Annotated in this window: 22 protein-coding genes and 1 pseudogene; 21 read left to right on the top strand and 2 right to left on the bottom strand. The window is 65.6% G+C overall.

Translation table 11 applies throughout. From position 1 onward, the window contains the following. Nucleotides 1-8 precede the first annotated feature (8 nt). From IPK81_06435 to radC, 3 genes are all read left to right on the top strand, one after another. The gene (locus IPK81_06435; GenBank protein ID QQS13845.1) at nucleotides 9-1,049 is read left to right on the top strand and encodes a toprim domain-containing protein; all 1,041 of its coding nucleotides are present in this window, start codon (nucleotides 9-11) and stop codon (nucleotides 1,047-1,049) included. A 302-nt stretch (nucleotides 1,050-1,351) separates the two neighbouring features. Beyond that, nucleotides 1,352-2,287 (top strand): DUF2493 domain-containing protein, encoded by a 936-nt coding sequence (locus IPK81_06430; GenBank protein QQS13844.1) that lies wholly within the window; start codon nucleotides 1,352-1,354, stop codon nucleotides 2,285-2,287. A 195-nt stretch (nucleotides 2,288-2,482) separates the two neighbouring features. Beyond that, nucleotides 2,483-3,157, top strand: a complete 675-nt coding sequence (gene radC / locus IPK81_06425; GenBank protein QQS13843.1) for a DNA repair protein RadC — start codon at nucleotides 2,483-2,485, stop codon at nucleotides 3,155-3,157. Nucleotides 3,158-3,167: 10 nt separating this feature from the next. Here radC and IPK81_06420 read toward each other — a convergent pair whose 3' ends face one another. Continuing rightward, nucleotides 3,168-3,728 carry a flavin reductase family protein gene (locus IPK81_06420; protein ID QQS14981.1) on the bottom strand — a complete coding sequence of 187 codons (561 nt, stop codon included), beginning with the start codon at nucleotides 3,726-3,728 and terminating at the stop codon, nucleotides 3,168-3,170. A gap of 167 nt (nucleotides 3,729-3,895) precedes the next feature. Between IPK81_06420 and IPK81_06415 the strand changes: the two genes are divergently transcribed. Continuing rightward, nucleotides 3,896-4,369, top strand: coding sequence for a hypothetical protein (locus IPK81_06415; protein ID QQS13842.1), 474 nt, complete (start codon nucleotides 3,896-3,898; stop codon nucleotides 4,367-4,369). 531 nt (nucleotides 4,370-4,900) lie between these two features. Continuing rightward, nucleotides 4,901-5,224, top strand: a complete 324-nt coding sequence (locus IPK81_06410) for a DUF736 domain-containing protein (protein QQS13841.1) — start codon at nucleotides 4,901-4,903, stop codon at nucleotides 5,222-5,224. Nucleotides 5,225-5,440: 216 nt separating this feature from the next. Here IPK81_06410 and IPK81_06405 read toward each other — a convergent pair whose 3' ends face one another. After that, nucleotides 5,441-5,668: a helix-turn-helix transcriptional regulator gene (locus tag IPK81_06405; GenBank protein QQS13840.1), complete on the bottom strand. Its 228-nt coding sequence runs from the start codon at nucleotides 5,666-5,668 to the stop codon at nucleotides 5,441-5,443. 260 nt (nucleotides 5,669-5,928) lie between these two features. Between IPK81_06405 and IPK81_06400 the strand changes: the two genes are divergently transcribed. The 16 genes and pseudogenes from IPK81_06400 to trbJ all read left to right on the top strand — a co-directional run bounded on the left by IPK81_06400 (nucleotide 5,929) and on the right by trbJ (nucleotide 21,204). After that, nucleotides 5,929-6,192 carry a DUF2285 domain-containing protein gene (locus tag IPK81_06400; GenBank protein ID QQS13839.1) on the top strand — a complete coding sequence of 88 codons (264 nt, stop codon included), beginning with the start codon at nucleotides 5,929-5,931 and terminating at the stop codon, nucleotides 6,190-6,192. A gap of 565 nt (nucleotides 6,193-6,757) precedes the next feature. After that, complete coding sequence (locus IPK81_06395; GenBank protein QQS14980.1) at nucleotides 6,758-7,096, top strand: DUF2285 domain-containing protein; 339 nt, start codon at nucleotides 6,758-6,760, stop codon at nucleotides 7,094-7,096. 130 nt (nucleotides 7,097-7,226) lie between these two features. Beyond that, the gene (locus tag IPK81_06390) at nucleotides 7,227-7,508 is read left to right on the top strand and encodes a helix-turn-helix domain-containing protein (GenBank protein ID QQS13838.1); all 282 of its coding nucleotides are present in this window, start codon (nucleotides 7,227-7,229) and stop codon (nucleotides 7,506-7,508) included. A 7-nt stretch (nucleotides 7,509-7,515) separates the two neighbouring features. Next, entirely contained in the window at nucleotides 7,516-8,382 is an 867-nt protein-coding gene (locus tag IPK81_06385) for a replication initiator protein A (GenBank protein QQS13837.1), read from the top strand. A gap of 244 nt (nucleotides 8,383-8,626) precedes the next feature. Further along, nucleotides 8,627-9,091: a DUF2840 domain-containing protein gene (locus tag IPK81_06380; protein ID QQS13836.1), complete on the top strand. Its 465-nt coding sequence runs from the start codon at nucleotides 8,627-8,629 to the stop codon at nucleotides 9,089-9,091. Next, a complete protein-coding gene (locus IPK81_06375; GenBank protein QQS13835.1) occupies nucleotides 9,088-9,603 on the top strand; it encodes a S26 family signal peptidase in 516 nt (171 codons plus the stop codon). The genes IPK81_06380 and IPK81_06375 overlap by 4 nt, the downstream gene beginning before the upstream one ends. Nucleotides 9,604-9,713: 110 nt before the next feature. After that, nucleotides 9,714-10,424 (top strand): lytic transglycosylase domain-containing protein, encoded by a 711-nt coding sequence (locus tag IPK81_06370; protein QQS14979.1) that lies wholly within the window; start codon nucleotides 9,714-9,716, stop codon nucleotides 10,422-10,424. Between the two features lie 350 nt (nucleotides 10,425-10,774). Then, on the top strand, nucleotides 10,775-12,880 hold the full coding sequence (locus tag IPK81_06365) for a relaxase/mobilization nuclease and DUF3363 domain-containing protein (GenBank protein QQS13834.1): 2,106 nt from the start codon (nucleotides 10,775-10,777) through the stop codon (nucleotides 12,878-12,880). 69 nt (nucleotides 12,881-12,949) lie between these two features. Further along, a complete protein-coding gene (locus tag IPK81_06360; protein ID QQS13833.1) occupies nucleotides 12,950-13,381 on the top strand; it encodes a hypothetical protein in 432 nt (143 codons plus the stop codon). 485 nt (nucleotides 13,382-13,866) lie between these two features. Then, nucleotides 13,867-15,864: a conjugal transfer protein TraG gene (locus tag IPK81_06355; GenBank protein ID QQS13832.1), complete on the top strand. Its 1,998-nt coding sequence runs from the start codon at nucleotides 13,867-13,869 to the stop codon at nucleotides 15,862-15,864. A gap of 8 nt (nucleotides 15,865-15,872) precedes the next feature. Continuing rightward, entirely contained in the window at nucleotides 15,873-16,313 is a 441-nt protein-coding gene (locus tag IPK81_06350) for a CopG family transcriptional regulator (protein QQS13831.1), read from the top strand. Nucleotides 16,314-16,451: 138 nt separating this feature from the next. Continuing rightward, a complete protein-coding gene (gene trbB / locus IPK81_06345; GenBank protein QQS13830.1) occupies nucleotides 16,452-17,420 on the top strand; it encodes a P-type conjugative transfer ATPase TrbB in 969 nt (322 codons plus the stop codon). Next, entirely contained in the window at nucleotides 17,417-17,743 is a 327-nt protein-coding gene (locus tag IPK81_06340) for a TrbC/VIRB2 family protein (GenBank protein ID QQS13829.1), read from the top strand. The genes trbB and IPK81_06340 overlap by 4 nt, the downstream gene beginning before the upstream one ends. Continuing rightward, entirely contained in the window at nucleotides 17,743-18,024 is a 282-nt protein-coding gene (locus IPK81_06335; GenBank protein QQS13828.1) for a VirB3 family type IV secretion system protein, read from the top strand. The genes IPK81_06340 and IPK81_06335 overlap by 1 nt, the downstream gene beginning before the upstream one ends. A 9-nt stretch (nucleotides 18,025-18,033) precedes the next feature. Further along, a pseudogene (locus IPK81_06330) lies at nucleotides 18,034-20,470 on the top strand (conjugal transfer protein TrbE). Then, complete coding sequence (gene trbJ / locus IPK81_06325; GenBank protein QQS13827.1) at nucleotides 20,467-21,204, top strand: P-type conjugative transfer protein TrbJ; 738 nt, start codon at nucleotides 20,467-20,469, stop codon at nucleotides 21,202-21,204. The pseudogene IPK81_06330 and the gene trbJ overlap by 4 nt, the downstream one beginning before the upstream one ends. The last annotated feature ends 17 nt before the right edge of the window (nucleotides 21,205-21,221 follow it).

Here is a 21,221-nt window from a genome sequence, read left to right as displayed (position 1 = left end):
GCGCGGCCATGTCGTCGCCTGCCGCCGACCTGGCCCGCCGTCTCGCGCGCAATGCAGAAGCGGTGTGCCGTCACTATCTCTCCAATGGCCGTCGCGAAGGTCGCTACTGGCTGGTCGGCGATGTCACCAACACGAAGGGCCGCAGCCTGTTCGTCCGCTTGAGCGGTCCGGACCATGGCAAAGGTGCTGCCGGGCATTGGACCGACTCGGCCACCGGAGAGCATGGTGATCTGCTGGACTTGATCGCCCTCAATCGAGGCCTCGATCGCCTGCGCGATACGCTGAACGAGGCGCGCGCATTCCTCGCGTTGCCGCCGGCCCCCCTCATTGCCCGGCAGGATCGATATCCTGCACCTCGTGGCTCGCCGGAATCCGCTCGCCGTCTCTATGCCATCTCTCGGCCGATCATGGGCACCTTGGCGCAGAGCTACCTGCACAATCGCGGAATCACGACAGTGGCTCACGGTGATCCGCTGCGCTTCCATCCACACTGCTACTACCGGCCCGACGAGGACAGCCCGATCGAGACTTGGCCGGCACTGATAGCCGCCGTCACCGATCCTGGCGGCACGATCACCGGAGCACACCGCACCTGGCTCGATCCGTCAGGCCACGACAAGGCGCCGATCGCTTCACCACGACGGGCAATGGGCCATCTTCTCGGGCACGGTGTCCGCTTCGGTGTGGCCCACGACGTCATGGCTGCCGGCGAAGGGATCGAGACCATGTTGTCGCTGCGCATGATCCTGCCGACCCTGCCGATGGTGGCCGCGCTCTCGGCCAACCACCTCGCCGCTCTGCTGCTTCCATCGACACTGCGCCGTCTCTATGTCGCTCGCGATGCCGACCCGGCCGGCGATGCTGCGAAGGCCACCCTGTGCAACCGCGCGGACGCCGCCGGGATCGAGCCGTTCGTCCTGTCGCCCTGCTTCGACGACTTCAATGACGATCTCCGTCGCCTCGGAATCGAAGGGCTCCGGGCATCGGTGCGCCGGCAGCTCGTCCCGCAGGATATGGAGCGCTTCCTGGCCTCGGCCGTGACGGGATGAACACGGACACGGCGGGTCCCTTCGTCATCGGTCGCTCTTCTGCCCTTCGGATCGGACGGGAGCGCGCCCCGGCTTTCTAGAGGGGCGATCGGACGGCAGGCAGCCCGCTCCCGCAACGGCGGGCCTGCGGCTTTCTTCCCCAGCCGGCTGCGCCGGCATTCCTCGCGAGGCAAGAAAGCCTCGGCCCGCCGTCCTCCGCTGCGCTCCGGCCGCAAGCGCGGTGCGGGACCGTTCCGCCCGCCGTCTGTCGACGCCTACGAAGGCCGCGATGGGCGCGGCCCGATCCGACAAAGGACAGCATCATGGCGACCAACGACGATCCCGAATTCGAGCCCTTGCACGCGTCATCCCCGACCGATCACGTCCTCACCGAGCTGCAGCTCTACGGCCACCGCCCCTTCCAGGACGAGCCTGATCCGAGACCACTGCCCGAAGCCCCGACCATCGCCGGCGCGGTCGTCGACATCTTCGATGCGCTGGTTTCGACCCTCACCGACACCCGCCTCGAGCCCGACCTCGAGGACCTGCTGTGGTCGACCGTCAACCTGTTCCACCGCGCCGTCGACCGGATCGAGCGCGAGCTCGACGGCAACGAGCAGGCGCAGCGGCGCAGCCAGAAGGAGCAGAACGGCTCGGAGATCCGCTCGGTAGAGCTGGAGCGTTTCGTCGCCGAGGGACTGACCCTGATCGAGCGTCGCAATGCCATGGAGCTCTTCCGCGATCAGGCCGCCGAGCGCTTCGAGGCCCACACCGGCTCGGCTTGGCGGCCACGCACCGGCTCGATGGTCAACCATCGCGCTCTCACCGCCGCCATGATCGACAGCCGCGAGTTCCTGGCAGCCCGGCGCCGGGCCGAAACCGAACTCCTCGTTCCTGCCGGTCCCAAGATCGCCTTCACCGGCGGTGTCGATTGCAACGACCACCAGCTCATCTGGGCCACGCTCGACAAGGTCCACGCCAAGCATCCCGGCATGGTCCTGCTGCACGGTGGCTCGCCGACGGGCGCCGAGCGCATCGCTGCCCGTTGGGCCGACAGCCGCAAGGTGACGCACGTTCCGTTCAAGCCCGACTGGACCCGTCACGCAAAGGCCGCACCCTTCAAGCGCAACGACCAGATCCTGGAGATATTGCCGATAGGCGTCATCGTGTTCCCGGGCTCTGGCATCCAGGAGAACCTCGCCGACAAGGCGCGCAAGCTCGGCATCCCGATCTGGCGCTTCGGCTCGGGCGGCGCGTGAGCGCCGCTTCCTTTTCGCAACAGGTTTCCCGGGCGCGCGAAAGGCGCGCCTGGTCCCTGCGCGTCCATTGCGCGTCGTTCTGGCCCGACGAGGGAGGCCGGACCGTCAAGAGCAAGAGGATGGCTGAAGGCGGGTGAGCCGAAGGGCCTGAGAGAGCGGCCTGGCTCGTCCCGTCCTGCTCTCCGGAACCGATCCATGTCTGCATCATCTTCGGCTCTTGCGTCTGCGTCGCCTGCTCGAAGTCTCAGTGACAGTCTTGTTGTCCTGACCACTGAAGAGACGACGGAGCACGATCTGCTCGCCGGCTTGCTGGCTGCATCGCCGCGCTCGGCTTCTACTCCGGCGCTCCTGCAGCACTTTCCCAGCATTGGCCACGTCATCACGGCCGAAACAGCGCAGCTTCGCGCCTTCGGACTGACAGGCCACGACATCGCCCTGCTCCGGCTGGTCCGGGAAATCGCGTGCCGCATGGCCAAAGCAGAAGTGCGCAGGCGGCCAGTGCTAAGCAATTGGCAGGCGCTAATCGCCTACCTGCAGACGGCAATGGCTTACGAGCAGGTCGAGCAGTTTCGCATGCTGTTCCTCGATCAGAAGAACAATCTGATCGCCGACGAAGTGCAGCAGCGTGGCACGGTCAATCACACGCCCGTCTACCCGCGCGAGGTCCTGAAGCGCGCCCTGGTCCTCAATGCCTCTGCCCTCATCGCTGTGCACAATCATCCCAGTGGGAATCCCAAGCCGTCGCGGGCGGACATCGAGATGACGCGCGAATTGAAGGCAGCCGCCAAGGCTCTCGACGTTGATCTGCACGACCATGTCGTGATCGGGCACGGAACCCATGCCTCCTTCCGGTCGCTGGGACTGCTTTAGTCGGCGGGTTCTACAGCATGCCCGGTCTGAACTGCGATCGCCGGCTGATGATCTTGCCGGCGACCATGAAGACGCCGTCGCCGGTATAATGCAGCGTCTCAGGATGCTTCGGCGAGGCCGCAGCATGCGCCTTCACCACCTCGAAGATGAAGAAGTTGTATTTCGAGACGAGGCTCGAATCGGCGAGCTTGCATTCGAAGCTGGCATGACATTCGCCGATCAGGGGCGCTTTGACATGCTCGGCTTTCTCAGGCGTGAACTTGAACTTCTCGAACTTGTCGACTTCCGCGCCGGAGGTGTTGCCGACGCCGATCACTTGGTCGGTGAGCGAGGTGGTGGGCAGGTTTATGACGCATTCCTTGCTGCGCCGAATCAGGTCGAAGCTGTGGTTGCCGCCGGCGATCACGCAGCCGATCAGGGATGGCGTGAACTCCATGACTGTATGCCAGCCCATGGTCATGATGTTGCGTTCATCGCCGTGCGCCGACGTGACCAGCACGATCGGACCCGGCTCGAGGTAGCGCCGGATTTCGGAGACCGGCAGGTCGGTCTTGCGTCGAGGTCTCGCCATTTTCCCTCCCTTGGCTCGAGTGCGGTTGCTCGACGTCATCGAGACTTGGCGTCTTCCATTTGCAACCCATAGTCTCTCTTCGGCCACTTTCAATCCTGATAAGATGCGGCGGCGCCATGGTGGTGGTGGAAGGCGCGACCGTTCGACCCTGGTCACGGAGATCCACCATGCTTGCTGCCGGTATTCTTCTCAGCATCGTAGGCCTCGGCTTCTTCTGCTGGCTGCTGTTCACGCTGGCCATCTATGCGCTGCCCACCTTTGCCGGACTCGCCGTAGGATTGGCGTTCCACAGCGGCGCCGGCGCCATCGGTGCGCTCATTGTCGGATTGCTGGTGGGCGGCGCGACCTTGGCGCTTGGACAGTTCGCTTTCGCTGTCACGCGCACGCCGCTGATCCGGGCCGTTGTCGGTCTGTTCTATGGCATCCCGGCTGCGATCGCCGGCTATCAGGTGTCGTTTGCGTTGGCCGGCATCGGCATGCCCAGCGGCGTATGGCAGGCGGCATTCGCCGTGGTCGGCGCCGTTGTCTCCGGTTGCACAGCCTTCTCGCGTCTTGTGTTGTTGGCCCCGCCGCCGGACGGGCAGGGCACCGGGAGCGCTTACTCGCCTGCTGACGGGCGCCTGCACGACCAGGGCCGCTGACGCTCTTAGCTTCCCCATCATCGAACAGGTTGGTGAACAGCACGGCGGTGACTGCTTGTCTCGACGCGACGGGCGAACGCAGCCCTCTGTGAGCATTTCGAGGAGGCGTCCCTCTGGCGAGCCGACAGCGGGCGAGGTGCGCTTTCTGCGATCCGTTTAGCTGAGACGATGCAGTCCTTTTTCTACGCCATGGCCGCCGTCTCTTCGCCGGTGCGCCGGACCTCTTGCGCAGGAGCCTTCCGGTTGGCCACGACTTCTCCCGAGGATGCTGTTCGGCGCGCGACCCACGGCCTCTCTCTTGGCTGATCTGGCCGAAGGCCGGCTGCACCTCGATCGCCTGACCGCAACGGCGGCGGCTCGACTTTCTTCCCCTGGGCTTCGCCCATTCCTCGCGAGGCAAGAAAGTCGCCCCGCCGCCATCCTCCGCTCTGCTCCGGCCCGTGAACGGGTGCGGCGTCGATCGCCTCCGGCCTGCAGATCGCCATCGAGACCGCGATGGTCGCGGGGCTCGAAACAGCAAGGAGAAGTCACATGGCCAACATCGGTTCCTTCAAGAAGTCCGGCAACGAGTACCAAGGCGAGATCTTGACGCTGAGCGTCCAGGCGAGGGGCGTGCGCATCGTCCCCGAGGCCAACCGGAGCAACGACAACGCGCCCAGCCACCGGGTGTTCGTCGGCCGGGCCGAGATCGGGGCCGCCTGGTCGAAGCGCTCCAACGAGGGCCGCGACTACCTCTCGCTCAAGCTCGACGATCCGAGCTTCACTGCGCCGATCTTCGCCAACCTGTTCGACGATGAGGACGGCGAGGGCTTCAGCCTGATCTGGTCGCGCAGCCGCAAGAAGAACGGCGAGTAAGCCGACGTCCCCAGAGCCCCGCCCGGTCCGCCGGGCGGGGCTTTTTAATGCCGAGTCATCCGCCATAAGGCCGTGAAGGCAGAAGGAGCGGCGCAGGGCTTTCGCAATGCCCACGCTAATGAATCTCGAACAGGGTGACGCCACAGCGAGAAGCCGGCGATTGAAGAGGGTCGCCGTGATGGTCGCGCCTGCGGTGTCTCCCTCATGGCCAAGAATTCAGCTCTTCGCTTTAGGGACATTCTCCTCGAGAAGTTCTGCAGGCTGCACGTTCAGCGCCTGGGCCGCCTGCAATATGGTCAGGAGAGTTGCGTTCTGCAGTCCGCGTTCGATCGCACTGACATGAGCTCGATCAACACCCATGCGCTCCGCCACCGCCTCCTGGCTAAGATGCGCCGCTAACCTGTAGCGCCTGACGTTGGCACCGAAAACCCTGCGAATGTCCATCCGCAGGATAGGAGGGGGTCGCGTATTTTGGCGCTACGTACTATAATACGCGGCATCGAGCTTCAAGGACGCTGCTCGATGTGCCCTAGCACCATGTTTCTAATGCAACCGTGCCATTCGTCTGTCTTTCACAGTCATCCGTGCGTCACCCGAAAGATGCACGCGATGCATCGCCTGCATCGCCAAAAAGCATTGAGCGGAACCAACACGATGCGCGACGTTCACGAATAGGCCCATCCGTATGCTTGGAAGTAGCCACCATGACCATCCCAGCCTTCGATGATCGCCCGCCTATCAGCGCAAAGCTCACGCCTTACGATGAGCGCCACCTCGCGACGTATCTTCGCCTGCTCGATGCCGAAGAAGAAGGTGCCGATTGGCGTGAGGCAGTCCGAATCATTTTCGGTCTCGACCCGGCTCGTGAACCAGAACGTGCCCGCATCGTCCACGACAGTCATCTGGCGCGCGCCCGTTGGATGATGGACGCGGGCCACGAGAATCTCCTGCGCCCGCGCTTGAACTGACCCGCAGAAGCCCGCCCACCGCCGGAGCGCCTGCTGCGGTCGGTGCATCGCGCGTTCCATCTGTGGGACTTCCGCGGCCGCCCTCCCGCGCATAAGTCGGCATCGCTGATGGTGCAGGCTCTTGGAACGTGGAGGTAGCGTATGCCACGGGGGCCGGACTGGAGATCACCGAGCAACTACGACTATCTGGAACAGCTAGACCGCGCGGAATTGGCGTGGGAGTTCTTGCGGCGCAATCAGGAATACCGGAAGGATTTCGTCCGGATCCTTGACTCAACGGCCCGCGAAGCCGCTGCCATCGCCGAACGATGGGGGCTTTCTTTTCGCCTGCGACCCTGAGCTCAGGGCCACCGAGGTTTCGCCGGCGTGGCGGCCGGAGCTGGTGCCCCATGCCGTGATCCTCGTTCCGGCGCCGGACAGCTTTGCCGCCGCACGTCGCTCCCAGCACTTCGATCGGTCGCCAGGCGTGATTGCCATTCAGGGGCCGGACGGCCGTCATGTCGTCTTGCCCGCCCGCGACGGTGCGCACCGCCTGTGGCTGCGCGGAGTGCGCCCCGGTGCGCCGATGGCCGCTCTCATTCCACTGGACGACGACGTCTTGCTTCGCGTCTCCGGCCTGCTGCGGCTTTGTCGCCGCCTCGATGGCCATCCGGCTGGTCGCGTTCCACGCGCCTGGACGATCACGGCACGTCTGCGCCAGCGCCTCGTTCCGATGGTGCGTGCTCTCGATGGTCATCTTGCCGGGGCAAGCTATCGCGAGATTGCCGAGGCTCTCTACGCCCCCGGCACCATTGGCGATGGCTGGAAAACGTCTTCGCGCCGCGGCCAGACGATCCGGCTCGTCAAGGACGGCATCGCCACCATGGAGGGGGACTACCGCAAGCTCCTGCGCGGCAGGCGCTAGCGTCCGCAAGGGGTGGCGCCGCCGTGGCCGCCCGACTCCATCATCCACCCGCGCCGCCGTTCTCCGCCACCGTGACCGTCGATACGCCGTCGCCGTCGACGGCTCTCGCCAGGACCACGGAGCCTCTCGCATGCCCGATCCCACCGCCGGCCTGCCGCCACGCTTTCTGCGCACACCCGAAGCCGCCCGCTTCCTCAGCCTGTCAGGGCGCACTCTGGAGAAGCATCGGACCTACGGCACGGGTCCGACCTACCGCAAGATCGGCGGTCGCGTCGTCTATGCCGTCGAAGACCTCAAGGCCTGGGCTGATCGCGGGGCCAAGACCTCGACCTCCGATCCCGGCACCGGGACCGTGCTGCCGGCCAAGCCGCACATGAACTCGCCCGCCAATACCACCCGCGCTCGGCGCTGAGCGGAGCGTGACCTCTCGGCACAAGCGCGCCAGCGAGCGGGACCAACTCGACCTGTTCCGGGCGTTGCCTGGCGAGCTTGCACCGCGCGACGCGCAGGACCTCATGGCCTATCCGTTCTTCTCTCTTGCCAAGTCGAAGCGTGTCCAGCCGATCGAGTACCGCACCCGCACGGTCGCGATACGGGTCGAGGCTGTACCCGACCACGGCATGGCGACGATCTGGGACGCCGACGTGCTGATCTGGGCGGCCTCGCAGATCATTGAGGCGAGGGATGCCGGACTGACGACGTCGCGCCTGATGGCGGCAACTCCCTATGAGATTCTGACTTTCGTCGGCCGCGGCACCGGCGCGCGGGACTACGATCGCCTGAAGGCCGCGCTCGACCGGCTGCAATCGACCAGCGTGCTGACCTCCATCCGCCAGCCGGCGGAAAGGCGGCGTCACCGCTTCTCGTGGATCAACGAATGGAGGGAGACCGCCGACGCGAACGGCCGACCGCTCGGGCTCGAGCTAATCCTGCCCGACTGGTTCTACGCCGGCGTGCTGGACGATGCGCTTGTGCTTACGATCGACCGGGCCTACTTCGACCTGACGGGCGGACTGGAGCGCTGGCTCTACCGTGTCGTGCGCAAGCACGGCGGTCGCCAAGCGGGCGGCTGGAGCTTCGATTTCCCGCATCTTCACGCCAAGTCCGGCAGCCTCTCGCCGCTCAAGCATTTCGCCTACGACCTGCGCGAGATCGTGCGCCGCCAGACGCTGCCGGGCTACCGGCTGGTAGTAGAGCGGGGACAGCGCGGCATTGAGCGTCTCGTGTTCACACCGGTCTTGCGTGATCTGGCGACGATGCACGCTCGCCCTGGGGACAAGCTGTGACTCGCCTCGTGCTATCGGGGACGGCGACCATCGTGCCATCGGGGACCCGATCCTCGTGCTATCGGGGACCGGAATCGCTGGAAAGTCCTTGGCGCTCAACAGGTTGGATCAGCCGTAACTTCCCTAACTCAGATTCCTTCGGAATCTGTCTAACGGGCCGCACTCATCCACAGTCGAGGATAACAGTCAGCCCGGTAAGGGGACTGTCTCGGCACGTGCTTCCGACAGGGAACGGAGGTGCCGGATGAGCGATCTCACCCATGTCGAGCTCCTGTGGCTCGAGAAGCAGACCGAGCACTGGATCCGCTTCGGCCGCGCCGCCGCGGAGCAGATTCTCGATCGGCGGCGGCGTGTCCTGTCCTTTGCTCCGGGCAGCATCTTCGCCTTCGTGCGCTGGGCCGCCAACGACCACGGCACGGTCGCCTCGCGGATCGACATCCTGCGCGCCGTTCGGTCCAGCGAAGCCTGCGCAACGGTTCCCTATGTGCGCCCTGGTGCCGACATCCTGCTGCGGGCTTCGGGCTGGCCGAAGGTCAAGCACGTGCTGCAGATGATCGACATCGTCGAGGCGCTGGGCATCGATGCGGCCGATGCCGCACCGGACTACTGGCGCCACGTTCACAATCGTCTGTCAGTCGGCGAAGCGCTGCGACCCTACACCTTGGCGCGGCACAAGGCTTGGCTTCTCCGGCAGCGGATTGGCTCATGATCGGCCGAACACACACGCTCTTGGCCATGCTGGCCAGTGTTGGCTCCCTGTCGCTGACCTTCGGCAGGGCAGCACCTCCGCTCTACATGTGGAACGCCTCCGCCAGTGTGCCCGTGGGTCTCTACCGGCTGCAGTCGATCGACGAGCGGTACGTCTCCGAGCTCGTCGCCGTCATGCCGCCAGAACCGCTCGCGACCTTCCTCTCGGACGGCAACTACCTGCCGCGTGGCGTTCCCCTGTTGAAGCACGTCTTGGCGCTTCCCGGTCAGACTGTTTGCCGGGACGGCCTCACCGTCAGGGTTGATACGGTCGCGATGGGCGTGGCACGCGAGCGCGATGGACGTGGCCGACCGCTGCCCACCTGGCAGGGCTGCCGCGCCATCGGCTCCGGGGAACTCTTCCTGATGAACTGGCAATCGGCCGACTCGCTGGACGGCCGGTACTTCGGGCCGATCCCGGCATCCGCTGTCATCGGCCGCGCGCATCCGGTTTGGATCGAGAAGGAGGATTGACCATGCAGTGCACTCTCCCTCAAGAGGTCGCGCTCCTGTTCGCACGGTGCCGCGACTCTTCCTCTTTCCCGGCCAGGATCCAGCAAGCCGTTGTCCGCTCGGCCGTGTTGATGACTGAGATCCTGCTGATGTCCGTCGCGGCCGGACCTGGCGGAATGGCACGTGCCGAACCCGCCGCCGCGGTGTCGTCGAAGAGCACATCCGCCACCGATCCTTACGCGGCCTTCGTTCACGAAGCTGCAAAGCGATTTGGCCTGCCGGCATCCTGGATCAGCGCCGTGATGGCGATGGAAAGCGGCGGCGACGTGCTGGCGCTGTCGCCGCAAGGTGCCATGGGATTGATGCAGATCATGCCCGACACTTGGGCTGGCTTGCGTGCCAGTCACGGGCTCGGTGCCGACCCGTATGAGCCGCGCGACAACATCCTTGCCGGCGCGGCGTATCTGCGCGAGATGCACGACCGCTACGGCTCGCCAGGCTTCCTAGCTGCGTACAACGCAGGTCCTGCGCGTTACGACGAGTATCTGATGACGGGCCGTGAGCTGCCGACCGAGACCCAACTCTACGTCGCCATGCTCGCCCCGCTGATCAGGGAAGGGCAGGCCAATGGCATGGTTGCCGGCAGCCGCCGTGTCCTGTCGTGGCAAGAGTCGCCGCTGTTTGCGGCGCGTGATCAGGACAGTCGGGCAGCGATGTCGTCACTATCGGGAGCGTCACCAGACCGAACGTCGGACAGCCGTTCCGTTGCCGGCGCGTCCGGGCTGGCACCACAAACTGGCGGACTGTTTGTCCGTCGTGAGTACGCAAAGCGGCTGCCGTGATTTGAAGCGCCGACGATCGCAAGCGTTCGATCATTCGTGCAAACGTGCTTGTGCAGATGGTCGATCGGAGGCCCCTGAATCATGGACGGCAAGATAAAGCGGGTGGCCCCGCTGCCGTCGCTGCGCTCCTAAGGGCTTGTCTGCACGTTGTTTCTTGAGGGCGCGGCGACGGCTCTCCGCGATACGCATATGGCTCTTGAGGCACTTCTCTGTTTGTTTTCAAGGCTCCCAGCGCCGTCGCTTGAGGGCAAGCCACCCGCCGCTACGCTGGAACGACCTTTTCTACGCCACGCGGCGACGCGTGCGTTCTGGCGCTTGCAGGTCTTCGTGTAATTCCCAATCGTCATGCCATGGCGCGCGATGACGACGACTTCCGCCTCCGCCCCGGCAAGATCCGAGATCGGGGCGGCGCGCGGATCGGTGGACGCCGCGCCGGTGGTGTGCGCGGCCGCCCGTACAGCTTTGCCGGTCAGATCCAGCAGGCTATCCGGCGCGCCGGCGGCAATCCTTCCCGATTGAAGGGGGCCGGGAAGGGAAGCGGCCGATTCAACGCACGGGGCCGTGGCGCCGCGGTGGCTGCGGCGCTGAAGAGCCGGAATGCCTGGAGCCGGGAGGGTGGCGTCCGCACCCGCTCGCGGCGGGTCGCGGTCAAAGCTCGTGTCGTGAAGCTCAACCCACAGCGCGGCGCTGCCCCAGGGCGGCAGTTCGTCAGCGCCAAAGCCGTCGACGCGCATCTTCGCTATCTCCAGCGCGACGGCGTGACGAAGGATGGGGAGAAGGGCCAGGTCTATTCGGCCAGCCGGGATGACGAGGATGGTCGTGCATTTGTCGAACGGGGCCGTGAGGATCGCCACCAATTCCGCTTCATCGTGTCGGCGGAAGATGGGGCCGAGCTCTCGGACCTTCGCGCGACCACACGGGATCTGATGAAGCAGATGGAGACCGACCTTGGCACCCGGCTCGACTGGATCGCGGTCGATCACCACAACACCGGCCACCCTCATACCCATATCATCGTCCAGGGTGTCACCGATGACGGCAAGACCCTTAACATTGCGGGTGACTACATCGCTTATGGCATCCGGGAACGCGCGAGCGAGGCGGTGACGCGAGAACTGGGCCGCCAGTCCGAGCAGGAAGTGTCCCGCAGCCTGGCGCAGGAGGTCGATGCCGACCGCTTCACCCGGCTGGATCGCATGCTGATTGCCGAGCAGCGGAGCCGCAACGAGTTCGCCGATCTCAGACCGGACCGGGACACGCTCGACAGCCTGCGGCAGAACCGGGCGCTGCTGATCCAGCGGGCGCGCAAGCTGGAGCGCATGGGCTTGGCCACCGAGATGGAGCCCGGGCGATGGACGGTGTCGCCCAAGGCCGAGCCCGCCTTGCGGGAACTGGGCGAGCGCGGTGACATCATCAAGACCATGCACCGGGCACTGGATCGGGAAGGGCTGGCCGGCGCCCGCTCCATTGGGGGCTATGTCCTTCATCGAGAGAAGATGACCGAGCCGATCGTTGGCCGGGTGCTCGACAAGGGGCTGGGCGGTGACGAGATGGCCGAGCGGGCACGGCTGGTCATCGACGGCGTGGACGGCCGAGTCCATCACCTTGAGATGGATACAGCTCGAGCCGAGGATATCCAGCGCGGCATGATCGTGGCGGCGGGATCCGGCCAGGCCGGACCGCGTACCTCGGACCGGAACATCCTGGCGATTGCCGGCAAGGAGGGAATCTATCGGCCGGCCCGGCACCTAGAGCAGGCTGTCGGCGCCGTCGAGCGTCTGGGTGGCGATCCCGCTGCGTACGTCCGATCCCATGTGAGGCGCCTGGAGGCGCTGCGTCGGGCGGGTCATGTCGAGCGGATCGACGCCGACCAGTGGCGCATCCCGGCCGACTTGCCCGAGCGCGGGCAAGCCTACGACCTCGCGCGGGATCGCGCGGCGGGTCGGGTCACTGTGCTCTCGCCTTCGGGTCTTGAGCAGCAGATCGGTCACGACGGGGCAACATGGCTCGACCGTGAGCTGGTGTCTCGTCAGCGCACCGTCCTGGCAGACGAGGGGTTCGGTCGGGACGTGACGGCGGCACTGACCAGGCGCCAGCGGTGGCTGGCTGACAAGGGCTTTGCTACGGACCTCGGGGACGGTCGGATCCGGGCTTCCAGAGAAATGGTGAACAGGCTGGAGGGCCGCGACATCGACCGGACCGGACGGGCGCTCGCCGCCGAGCGGGGTCGGGAATGGCAGCCCGCTATTCCGGGCAACCACGTTTCCGGGACGCTGGTCGGTTCGACGCAGCTTTCGAGCGGACGGTTCGCCATGATCGACGACGGGCTCGGCTTCAGCCTGGTCCCGTGGCGGCCCGTCCTCGAGCAGCATGTCGGTCGTGTGGTGTCGGGCGTCGCCTTGCCCGGCGGGGATGTAAGCTGGTCTCTTGGACGAACTCGAGGACCGGGCCTCTGACACGCTGACCGGCCAGGGTGATCAGCGTCCGCCGGCCGGTAGTGGACCCTGTCGTGACGGAGCAGAAAATTGGGCATTCCACAGAACTTCATCAGCCTGCATCGCCATGAAGAGGAACTTAGACAGCAAAGTATTGCTGCGGTCGAGGCGTCACCGGACCTGTTGCTGCATGCAGAAGCGCTTGAAGGTGCGATGAACGCCCTCGACCATTTTACACGAGGCTACTCGACCGACGATCAAGACAAGCTGACCATCCAGCTCCTCGGCATACGTCTCTTCAACGCTTCAGCCTCGGCGTTGAAACTACTCCTGTCGGGATACTACCAAACCGCTGCGTCCCAGATGCGCGACGGCATCGAGACGGCAAACCTGATCGACTATTTCACCACCGATCCGAAGCTCGTGTCGCAATGGCGCGACGCGGACGACCAGGAGCGATGGAAGCGCTTCAAACCGGTCGCCGTGCGGACTGCTTCGGAAAGCGGGACGGCGCGAAAATGACCGAGAGGCGAGACGAGGTTTACAAAGTATTCAGCACCTACGCGAGCCACGCAAACCCGTAGGGATTCAGGTTGTTGCGCCCCACGCCGAATGGGCTTGCGCTGATCGGTCCATTCTTGAGCTGACTGCATTGACCGCTCTGTTCAGTGAGTTCGCGAAGAACAACGTGCCGTCTGCGATGCACTTAGTGCGCCACTTCCCCAATCGCACTCGCCTCGACTACCTCACAGCGATTGCCTTCCTGGAATTGAGTGACAGATGGTCTGCTCATTTCTATGCGACCCGTTATGAGCCGGAGAAGTTCGCGAAGTTGCGATCACAGGTGGACGATCGCTTTCCGTCACGCTGATCCTTGCAAACCGCCGCTGACTATTCGAGCGGCTGGTTCAATGTCCGCCGAATTGCACGCCAGGGCCGCCGCGTGGCCGCTCTGCGTCAGCCCGCTCTTGTACTGAAGGCGAGTGACGACCTGATCTTGCGTCGCCATGTCTGCGACCAAGATCCTCTGGGGGCAGGTGACCCTCGTTTTCGCGATCGTGCTCGTCACCTTGTGGGGGGCGACGCAATGGACGGCTTGGCGGCTGGGCTACCAGATGCAGCTCGGGCCGCCGTGGTTCGAACTCGTTGGCGTTCCTTTCTACGTCCCGCCCGCCTTCTTCTGGTGGTGGTACGCTTACGATGCCTATGCGCCTTCCATCTTCGTCGAAGGCGCCTTCATCGCTGCCTCGGGAGGATTGATCTCGATTGCCGTCGCAATCGGCATGTCGGTCTGGCGTGCCCGCGAGGCGAAGAACGTGGCGACCTATGGGTCGGCGCGTTGGGCGACGGCCCGCGAGGCGCGCCACGCGGGTCTCATCGGTCCAGACGGGGTGGTGCTGGGCAAGCTCGGCGCCGACTACCTGCGCCATGACGGACCGGAACACGTGCTCTGCTTCGCCCCAACTCGAAGTGGCAAGGGTGTAGGCCTGGTCGTGCCGACCTTGCTGACCTGGCCAGGCAGCTCGATTGTTCACGACATCAAGGGTGAGAACTGGGAGCTGACCTCGGGGTTCCGGTCACGGCATGGCCGGGTGCTGCTGTTCGATCCGACCAATGCGGAGTCGGCGGCGTACAATCCCTTGCTCGAGGTTCGCCGGGGCGAATGGGAAGTCCGCGACGTCCAGAACATCGCCGACGTTCTGGTCGACCCCGAAGGCGCGCTGGAGCGCCGAAACCATTGGGAAAAGACCAGTCACGCCCTGCTGGTCGGCGCGATCCTGCATGTCCTGTATGCTGGGCAGGACAAGACTCTCGCCGGCGTCGCCGCCTTTCTGTCCGACCCGAAGCGGCCGATCGAGACGACTCTCCGGGCGATGATGACTACGGCGCATCTCGGTGAGGCGGGCGTCCACCCGGTCATCGCCTCGGCGGCGCGGGAGCTGTTGAACAAGAGCGAGAACGAGCGCTCTGGTGTGCTCTCCACCGCCATGTCCTTCCTCGGCCTATACCGCGACCCCGTCGTGGCCCAGGTGACGCGCCGCTGCGACTGGCGCATCCGTGATCTCGTCGAAAACGACCGACCGACCACGTTGTACCTCGTCGTGCCACCGTCCGACATCAGCCGGACCAAGCCGCTGGTGCGGCTCGTGTTGAACCAGATCGGCCGCCGGCTGACCGAGGAACTCCATGCCAAGGGGCGGCGCCATCGGCTGCTGCTCATGCTGGACGAGTTTCCCGCACTGGGCCGCCTCGACTTCTTCGAATCGGCGCTCGCCTTCATGGCAGGCTATGGGTTGAAGAGCTTTCTCATCGCCCAGTCGCTCAATCAGATCGAGAAAGCGTATGGACCGAATAATGCCATCCTCGACAATTGCCACGTGCGCGTATGCTTCGCCACGAACGACGAGCGCACCGCCAAGCGCGTCTCGGATGCGCTCGGCACGGCAACCGAGATTCGTGATGCAAGGAACTACGCCGGCCATAGGCTCAGTCCATGGCTCGGCCATCTGATGGTCTCTCGGCAGGAGACGGCGCGACCTTTGCTGACACCTGGAGAGGTCATGCAGTTGCCGGCGACCGACGAGTTGGTGCTGGTTTCTGCCTGCCCACCGATCCGGGCCAGGAAAGCTCGGTACTACGAGGACCGGCGGCTGACGGAGCGTCTGCTGCCAGCGCCGAAGCCAGAACGGCCGAGAGCTTCCAGCATCGCCCTCGATGACTGGAGCGCGGCGCCTATTCCTCCAAGTCCGGCAGCAGGCGGGGAAGCAGCCGGCGTTCAGGAGGGGCAGCTCGTCGAAGATCCCGCCAATGGCGGGATTCGCCGGGAGCCGGAGCTTGCCGAGCATGAGGACATCGCACCCGAGCCGACAAAGCTGTTGCCGGAGTTTGAGTTTGCCGAGGATGACGCCGACGAAGACGCGGTGCGCGCGCGCCGGCTACGCGCGACCGCCCGGGGGCTCGCTCGACAAGCCGCGACGGATCCTGGCGCTGGGATTGATCTGTGAGTCGACAGATGCGCACCAAGCATACATTTCGTCTACCACCCGATGTCGCGCTCAAGCTGGCCGACTACGCTTCGCGCAAGCGCGTACCGCAGGCCCACATCGTGGAAACTGCCCTTACATCCTTCTTGTCGCCGGACGCTTCCGAGAGACTTGAAGGAGCGCTCGGCCGCCGCCTGGATCGGCTCGTTCGACAGGTCGAGCGTCTGGAGCGCAACGTCAGCATTTCCAACGAGGCGCTGGCGCTGTTCGTGCGGTTCTGGCTGACCGCGACGCCGCCTTTGCCAGACGCTGCGCAACCGGCTGCCCAGGCAAAAGGTCGGGAGCGCTACGAAGGCTATGTCGATGCGCTGGGCCGTCGCCTGGCCAAAGGCCGGACCCTGGCCGCGGAGATTTCTCAGGAGATCGAGCCGGAGGCGCAAACAGCAGTCGAGCAAAACACGCCGAGCTGAGCCGACCGCCGTTCGCCTGCCTTTGTACGCCAGGGCACTAGGCCCCCATCGAGCTTGTTGCGCCGACCCGTTTCATCCTTTTTCTAATCGACCCCATTCCAAGACCGCTGCTCGCACGGTCCTGCAATCGGGGTGACGATGACGGTCCATTCCTTCCAAGCTGAGGTGATCTCGCGCGGCGCGCGCATGCTGCGCACCGCCCTGGGACCGGCCATCGCCGAGTGGCTCGAGGATCCATCGGTCGTGGAGGTGATGCTCAATCCCGATGGCCGGCTCTGGATCGATCGGCTGTCGAGTGGTCTGGTCGAGACACAGGAGCGTCTCTCACCCGCCGAGGGCGAGCGCATCGTGCGGCTGGTCGCCCACCATGTCGGAGCCGAGGTTCATCCTCGCAGTCCTCGCGTCTCGGCGGAGCTGCCCGAGACGGGAGAGCGCTTCGAGGGACTGCTGCCGCCCGTCGTCGCGGCACCCTCCTTCGCGATCCGCAAGCCGGCGGTCGCCGTCTTCACCCTCGAGGAGTATGCCGCGGCCGGCATCATGACGGTCGGCCAGGCGACGGTCCTCCGCGAGGCTGTCGCGAAGCGCCGCAACATCCTCGTCGTGGGCGGAACCTCGACCGGCAAGACCACTCTCGCCAACGCGCTGCTCGCCGAAGTCGCCAAGACGTCGGACCGCGTCGTGCTGATCGAGGATACGCGCGAGCTGCAGTGTCGCGCACCCAACCTCGTGGCGTTGCGCACCAAGGATGGCGTGGCCTCCTTGTCCGAGCTGGTGCGGTCGTCGCTTCGGCTGCGGCCCGACCGCATCCCGATCGGCGAGGTGCGCGGCGCCGAAGCGCTCGATCTCCTCAAGGCCTGGGGCACCGGTCATCCCGGCGGCATCGGCACGATCCACGCCGGCACAGCCATCGGTGCGCTGCGCCGCTTGGAACAGCTCATCCAGGAAGCCGTCGTCACCGTGCCGCGTGCCTTGATCGCCGAGACCATCGACCTGATCGCCGTCCTCTCGGGCCGGGGTGTCTCCCGCCGGCTGGCCGAACTCGCCCGCGTCGATGGTCTCGATGCCAACTCCGACTACGCCCTCTCATCCGCAGGAGAATCTCAATGATCCGCTTTGCGACACGGCACGCCGTGTTGGCCGCCGCCACTTTGTCCTCGACGCTGCTGGTCTTCTCGTCGGCGGCCTATGCGGCGGGCTCCAGCATGCCGTGGGAGCAGCCTCTGCAGCAGGTCCTGCAATCTGTCGAAGGCCCGGTGGCCAAGATCGTCGCCGTGATCACCATCATCGTCACCGGTCTTACTCTGGCCTTCGGTGACACCTCCGGTGGCTTCCGCCGGCTGATCCAGATCGTGTTCGGCATCTCGATCGCCTTCGCCGCCTCGAGCTTCTTCCTGTCGTTCTTCTCCTTCGGCGGCGGAGCGCTGGTCTGATGGCGGGGTTCACCGAATACGCGCATGACGTTCCGGGCTATGCCGTCCCGATACACCGGGCGCTCACCGAGCAGATCCTGCTGGGCGGTGCGCCGCGCTCGATCGCCATCCTCAACGGCACCTTAGCGGCAGCACTCGGCCTCGGCTTGCGCCTCTGGCTGGTCGGCCTCGGCTTCTGGGTGATCGGCCATCTCGCCGCCGTGTGGGCGGCCAAGCGCGATCCTCAGTTCGTCGACGTGGTGCGCCGCCACCTGCGCATCCCCGGTCATCTGAGCGTCTGAGGGGCCGCCATGATGAATCTCGCCGAATATCGCCGAACCTCGACGAGGCTTGCTGATTTGCTGCCCTGGGCTGCGCTGGCCTGGGAGGGCGTTGTCCTCAACAAGGACGGCAGCTTCCAGCGGACCGCACGCTTCCGCGGGCCCGATCTCGACTCGGCGGTTCCGGCCGAACTGGTGGCCGTCGCCGGCCGGCTCAACAGTGCCTTCCGTCGGCTGGGGTCGGGCTGGGCGATCTTCGTCGAGGCGCAACGGCACGCTGTCGGCGCCTATCCGGCGGACCGCTTTCCCGATCCCGCATCCGCCCTGGTCGACGCCGAACGCAAGGCCGGATTCGAGGAGGCGGGCAGCCACTTCGAATCGAGCTACTTCCTCACCTTCGTCTACCTCCCGCCTGCTGAAGACACCGCCCGGGCTGAGCGCTGGCTTTATGAAGGAAGGAGCGGGAAGGGCGTCAATCCCCGCGAGGTCCTGCACGGCTTCATCGATCGCACCGACCGTGTCCTGCAGCTCATCGAAAGCTTCATGCCGGAATGCGCCTGGCTCGATGACAGGCAGACTCTGACCTATCTCCACTCGACCGTCTCAACCCGGAGCCAGCGCGTGCGGGTGCCCGAGACACCGATGTATCTCGATGCGCTCCTTGCCGACCAGCCGCTCACGGGCGGCCTGGAGCCACGTCTGGGCGATCAGCATTTGCGCATCCTGACCATCGTCGGCTTTCCGAGTGTCACGACGCCGGGCCTTCTCGACGACCTCAACCGCTTGGCCTTCGCCTATCGGTGGTCGACGCGGGCCATCCTGATGGACAAGACCGACGCGGCCCGGCTGCTGACCAAGATCCGGCGGCAGTGGTTTGCCAAGCGCAAGTCAGTTGCCGCCATCCTCAAGGAGGTGATGACCAACGAGGCGTCGGTGCTGGTCGACACCGACGCGGCCAACAAGGCGGCCGACGCCGACATGGCCCTGCAGGAGCTCGGGGCCGACCATGCCGGCCAAGCCTATGTGACGGCGACCATCGCCGTCTGGGATGCCGATCCACAGCTGGCCGCCGAGAAGCTGCGGCTGGTCGAGAAGGTGGTGCAGGGCCGCGATTTCACCGCAATGCCCGAGACGATCAACGCCGTCGACGCCTGGCTTGGCTCGCTGCCGGGCCATGTCTACGCCAACGTCCGGCAACCGCCGATCTCGACGCTCAATCTCGCCCACATGATCCCGCTGTCGGCGGTGTGGGCGGGGCCGGAACGGGATGAGCACTTCGGTGCCCCCCCCCTTGCTCTACGGCAAGACCGAAGGCTCCACCCCGTTCCGGTTTTCCCTTCATGTTGGCGACGTCGGGCACACGCTCGTGGTCGGGCCGACCGGTGCCGGCAAGTCGGTGCTGCTGGCGCTGATGGCGTTGCAGTTCCGCCGGTATCCGGGATCGCAGGTCTTCGCCTTCGACTTCGGCGGCTCGATCCGCGCGGCGACGCTCGCCATGGGCGGCGACTGGCACGATCTCGGCGGCGGCCTGACCGAAGGGGCGGCCGCCAGCGTCTCGCTGCAGCCGCTCGCCGGCATCGATCAGGTACCAGAGCGCGCCTGGGCGGCCGACTGGATCGTCGCCATCCTGCTGCGCGAGGGCATTGCGATCACGCCGGAGCTGAAGGAGCACCTGTGGACGGCGCTGACCTCGCTTGCCAGCGCCCCCGTGGGCGAGCGCACGATCACGGGTCTTGCCGTCCTGCTCCAGTCGAACCACCTCAAGCAGGCGCTGCGGCCGTTCTGCATCGGCGGCGCCTATGGCCGCCTGCTCGACGCGGAGCGCGAGCATCTGGGCGAGGGCTCGGTACAAGCCTTTGAGACCGAGGGCCTGATCGGCACGGGCGCCGCCGCAGCCGTTCTGGCCTACCTGTTCCATCGCCTGGAAGCCCGGTTCGACGGACGTCCGACCTTGCTGATCGTCGACGAGGGCTGGCTGGCGCTCGATGACGAGGGCTTTGCCGGCCAGCTACGCGAGTGGCTGAAGACTCTGCGCAAGAAGAACGCGTCCGTCGTGTTCGGCACGCAGTCCCTCTCCGACATCGACCGCTCGGCCATCGCGGCGGCCATCATCGAGAGCTGTCCGACCCGGCTGCTGCTGCCGAACGAGCGGGCGATCGAGCCGCAGATCACGGCGATCTACCGGCGCTTCGGCCTCAACGATCGCCAGATCGAGATCCTCGCGCGGGCAATGCCCAAGCGCGACTACTACTGCCAGTCCCGCCGCGGCAACCGCCTGTTCGAGCTCGGGCTCGGCGAGGTGGCGCTTGCCCTCACCGCCGCCTCGTCGAAGACCGACCAGGCCCTGATCGAACGCATCCTCGCCGAGCACGGCCGCGAGGGCTTCCTTGCCGGCTGGCTTGCAGCTCGCGGCGTCGCCTGGGCCGCAGACTTCATCCCCGACCTCAACACAGGAGAATCGTCATGACTTCCATTCGTCGCTTCGGCGTCACACTCGCGGCTACAGTCGCCATCGCGGGCACCGCGCTGCCGGCTGTCGCTCAGATGACGGTGTTCGACCCCAGCAACTACTCGCAGAACCTGCTGACGGCGGCGCGCACCCTGCAGCAGGTCAACAATCAGATTCTGTCGCTGCAGAACGAAGCGCAGATGCTGATGAACCAGGCGCGCCATCTCACGAGCCTGCCGTACTCCTCCCTGCAGCAACTGCAGCAGTCCATCGGCCGGACCCGGCAATTGCTCGGCCAGGCGCAGAACATCGCCTACGACGTTCAACAGATCGATCGGGCCTTTTCGACGACCTATGCGCCGGCGTCGGCGAACCAGTCGGATCAAGTGCTGATCGCCAATGCGCAAGCTCGTTGGCAGAACTCGGTGGCAGGTTTGCAGGATGCTCTGCGCGTCCAGGCGACGGTGGTGGGCAACCTCGACACCAATCGCACCGAGATGTCCGCTTTGGTCGACGCGAGCCAGGGCGCGGTTGGGGCGCTGGAGGCGGTGCAGGCGGGCAACCAGCTCCTCGCGCTGCAGGCACAACAGCTCGCGGATCTGACGGCAGCTATTGCCGCGCAGGGCCGGGCCCAGAGTCTCGAGGCGGCCGCGCGCGTCGCTGCCCAGGACCAGGCGAGGGAGCAGCTCCGGCGCTTCCTTGCGCCCAATCAGGGATATCAGCCCTCGATCGTCCGAATGTTCCACGAGTGAGCTGTCTGCAACCAGGC

The organism is Rhodospirillales bacterium (assembly GCA_016699855.1).
Lineage (GTDB): Bacteria > Pseudomonadota > Alphaproteobacteria > Reyranellales > Reyranellaceae.
Note: the sequence above shows the minus strand (reverse complement) of the source record. Positions and strands in the feature narration are given on the sequence as shown.

What these genes read in the sequence shown, in the direction of transcription:
- IPK81_06435 (QQS13845.1), top strand. Translation starts at nt 9, where the DNA reads ATGTCGTCGCCTGCCGCCGACCTGGCCCGCCGTCTCGCGCGCAATGCA.
- IPK81_06430 (QQS13844.1), top strand. Translation starts at nt 1,352, where the DNA reads ATGGCGACCAACGACGATCCCGAATTCGAGCCCTTGCACGCGTCATCC.
- radC (QQS13843.1), top strand. Translation starts at nt 2,483, where the DNA reads ATGTCTGCATCATCTTCGGCTCTTGCGTCTGCGTCGCCTGCTCGAAGT.
- IPK81_06420 (QQS14981.1), bottom strand. Translation starts at nt 3,728, where the DNA reads ATGGCGAGACCTCGACGCAAGACCGACCTGCCGGTCTCCGAAATCCGG.
- IPK81_06415 (QQS13842.1), top strand. Translation starts at nt 3,896, where the DNA reads ATGCTTGCTGCCGGTATTCTTCTCAGCATCGTAGGCCTCGGCTTCTTC.
- IPK81_06410 (QQS13841.1), top strand. Translation starts at nt 4,901, where the DNA reads ATGGCCAACATCGGTTCCTTCAAGAAGTCCGGCAACGAGTACCAAGGC.
- IPK81_06405 (QQS13840.1), bottom strand. Translation starts at nt 5,668, where the DNA reads ATGGACATTCGCAGGGTTTTCGGTGCCAACGTCAGGCGCTACAGGTTA.
- IPK81_06400 (QQS13839.1), top strand. Translation starts at nt 5,929, where the DNA reads ATGACCATCCCAGCCTTCGATGATCGCCCGCCTATCAGCGCAAAGCTC.
- IPK81_06395 (QQS14980.1), top strand. Translation starts at nt 6,758, where the DNA reads ATGGCCGCTCTCATTCCACTGGACGACGACGTCTTGCTTCGCGTCTCC.
- IPK81_06390 (QQS13838.1), top strand. Translation starts at nt 7,227, where the DNA reads ATGCCCGATCCCACCGCCGGCCTGCCGCCACGCTTTCTGCGCACACCC.
- IPK81_06380 (QQS13836.1), top strand. Translation starts at nt 8,627, where the DNA reads ATGAGCGATCTCACCCATGTCGAGCTCCTGTGGCTCGAGAAGCAGACC.
- IPK81_06375 (QQS13835.1), top strand. Translation starts at nt 9,088, where the DNA reads ATGATCGGCCGAACACACACGCTCTTGGCCATGCTGGCCAGTGTTGGC.
- IPK81_06370 (QQS14979.1), top strand. Translation starts at nt 9,714, where the DNA reads ATGACTGAGATCCTGCTGATGTCCGTCGCGGCCGGACCTGGCGGAATG.
- IPK81_06365 (QQS13834.1), top strand. Translation starts at nt 10,775, where the DNA reads ATGGCGCGCGATGACGACGACTTCCGCCTCCGCCCCGGCAAGATCCGA.
- IPK81_06355 (QQS13832.1), top strand. Translation starts at nt 13,867, where the DNA reads ATGTCTGCGACCAAGATCCTCTGGGGGCAGGTGACCCTCGTTTTCGCG.
- IPK81_06350 (QQS13831.1), top strand. Translation starts at nt 15,873, where the DNA reads ATGCGCACCAAGCATACATTTCGTCTACCACCCGATGTCGCGCTCAAG.
- trbB (QQS13830.1), top strand. Translation starts at nt 16,452, where the DNA reads ATGACGGTCCATTCCTTCCAAGCTGAGGTGATCTCGCGCGGCGCGCGC.
- IPK81_06340 (QQS13829.1), top strand. Translation starts at nt 17,417, where the DNA reads ATGATCCGCTTTGCGACACGGCACGCCGTGTTGGCCGCCGCCACTTTG.
- IPK81_06335 (QQS13828.1), top strand. Translation starts at nt 17,743, where the DNA reads ATGGCGGGGTTCACCGAATACGCGCATGACGTTCCGGGCTATGCCGTC.
- trbJ (QQS13827.1), top strand. Translation starts at nt 20,467, where the DNA reads ATGACTTCCATTCGTCGCTTCGGCGTCACACTCGCGGCTACAGTCGCC.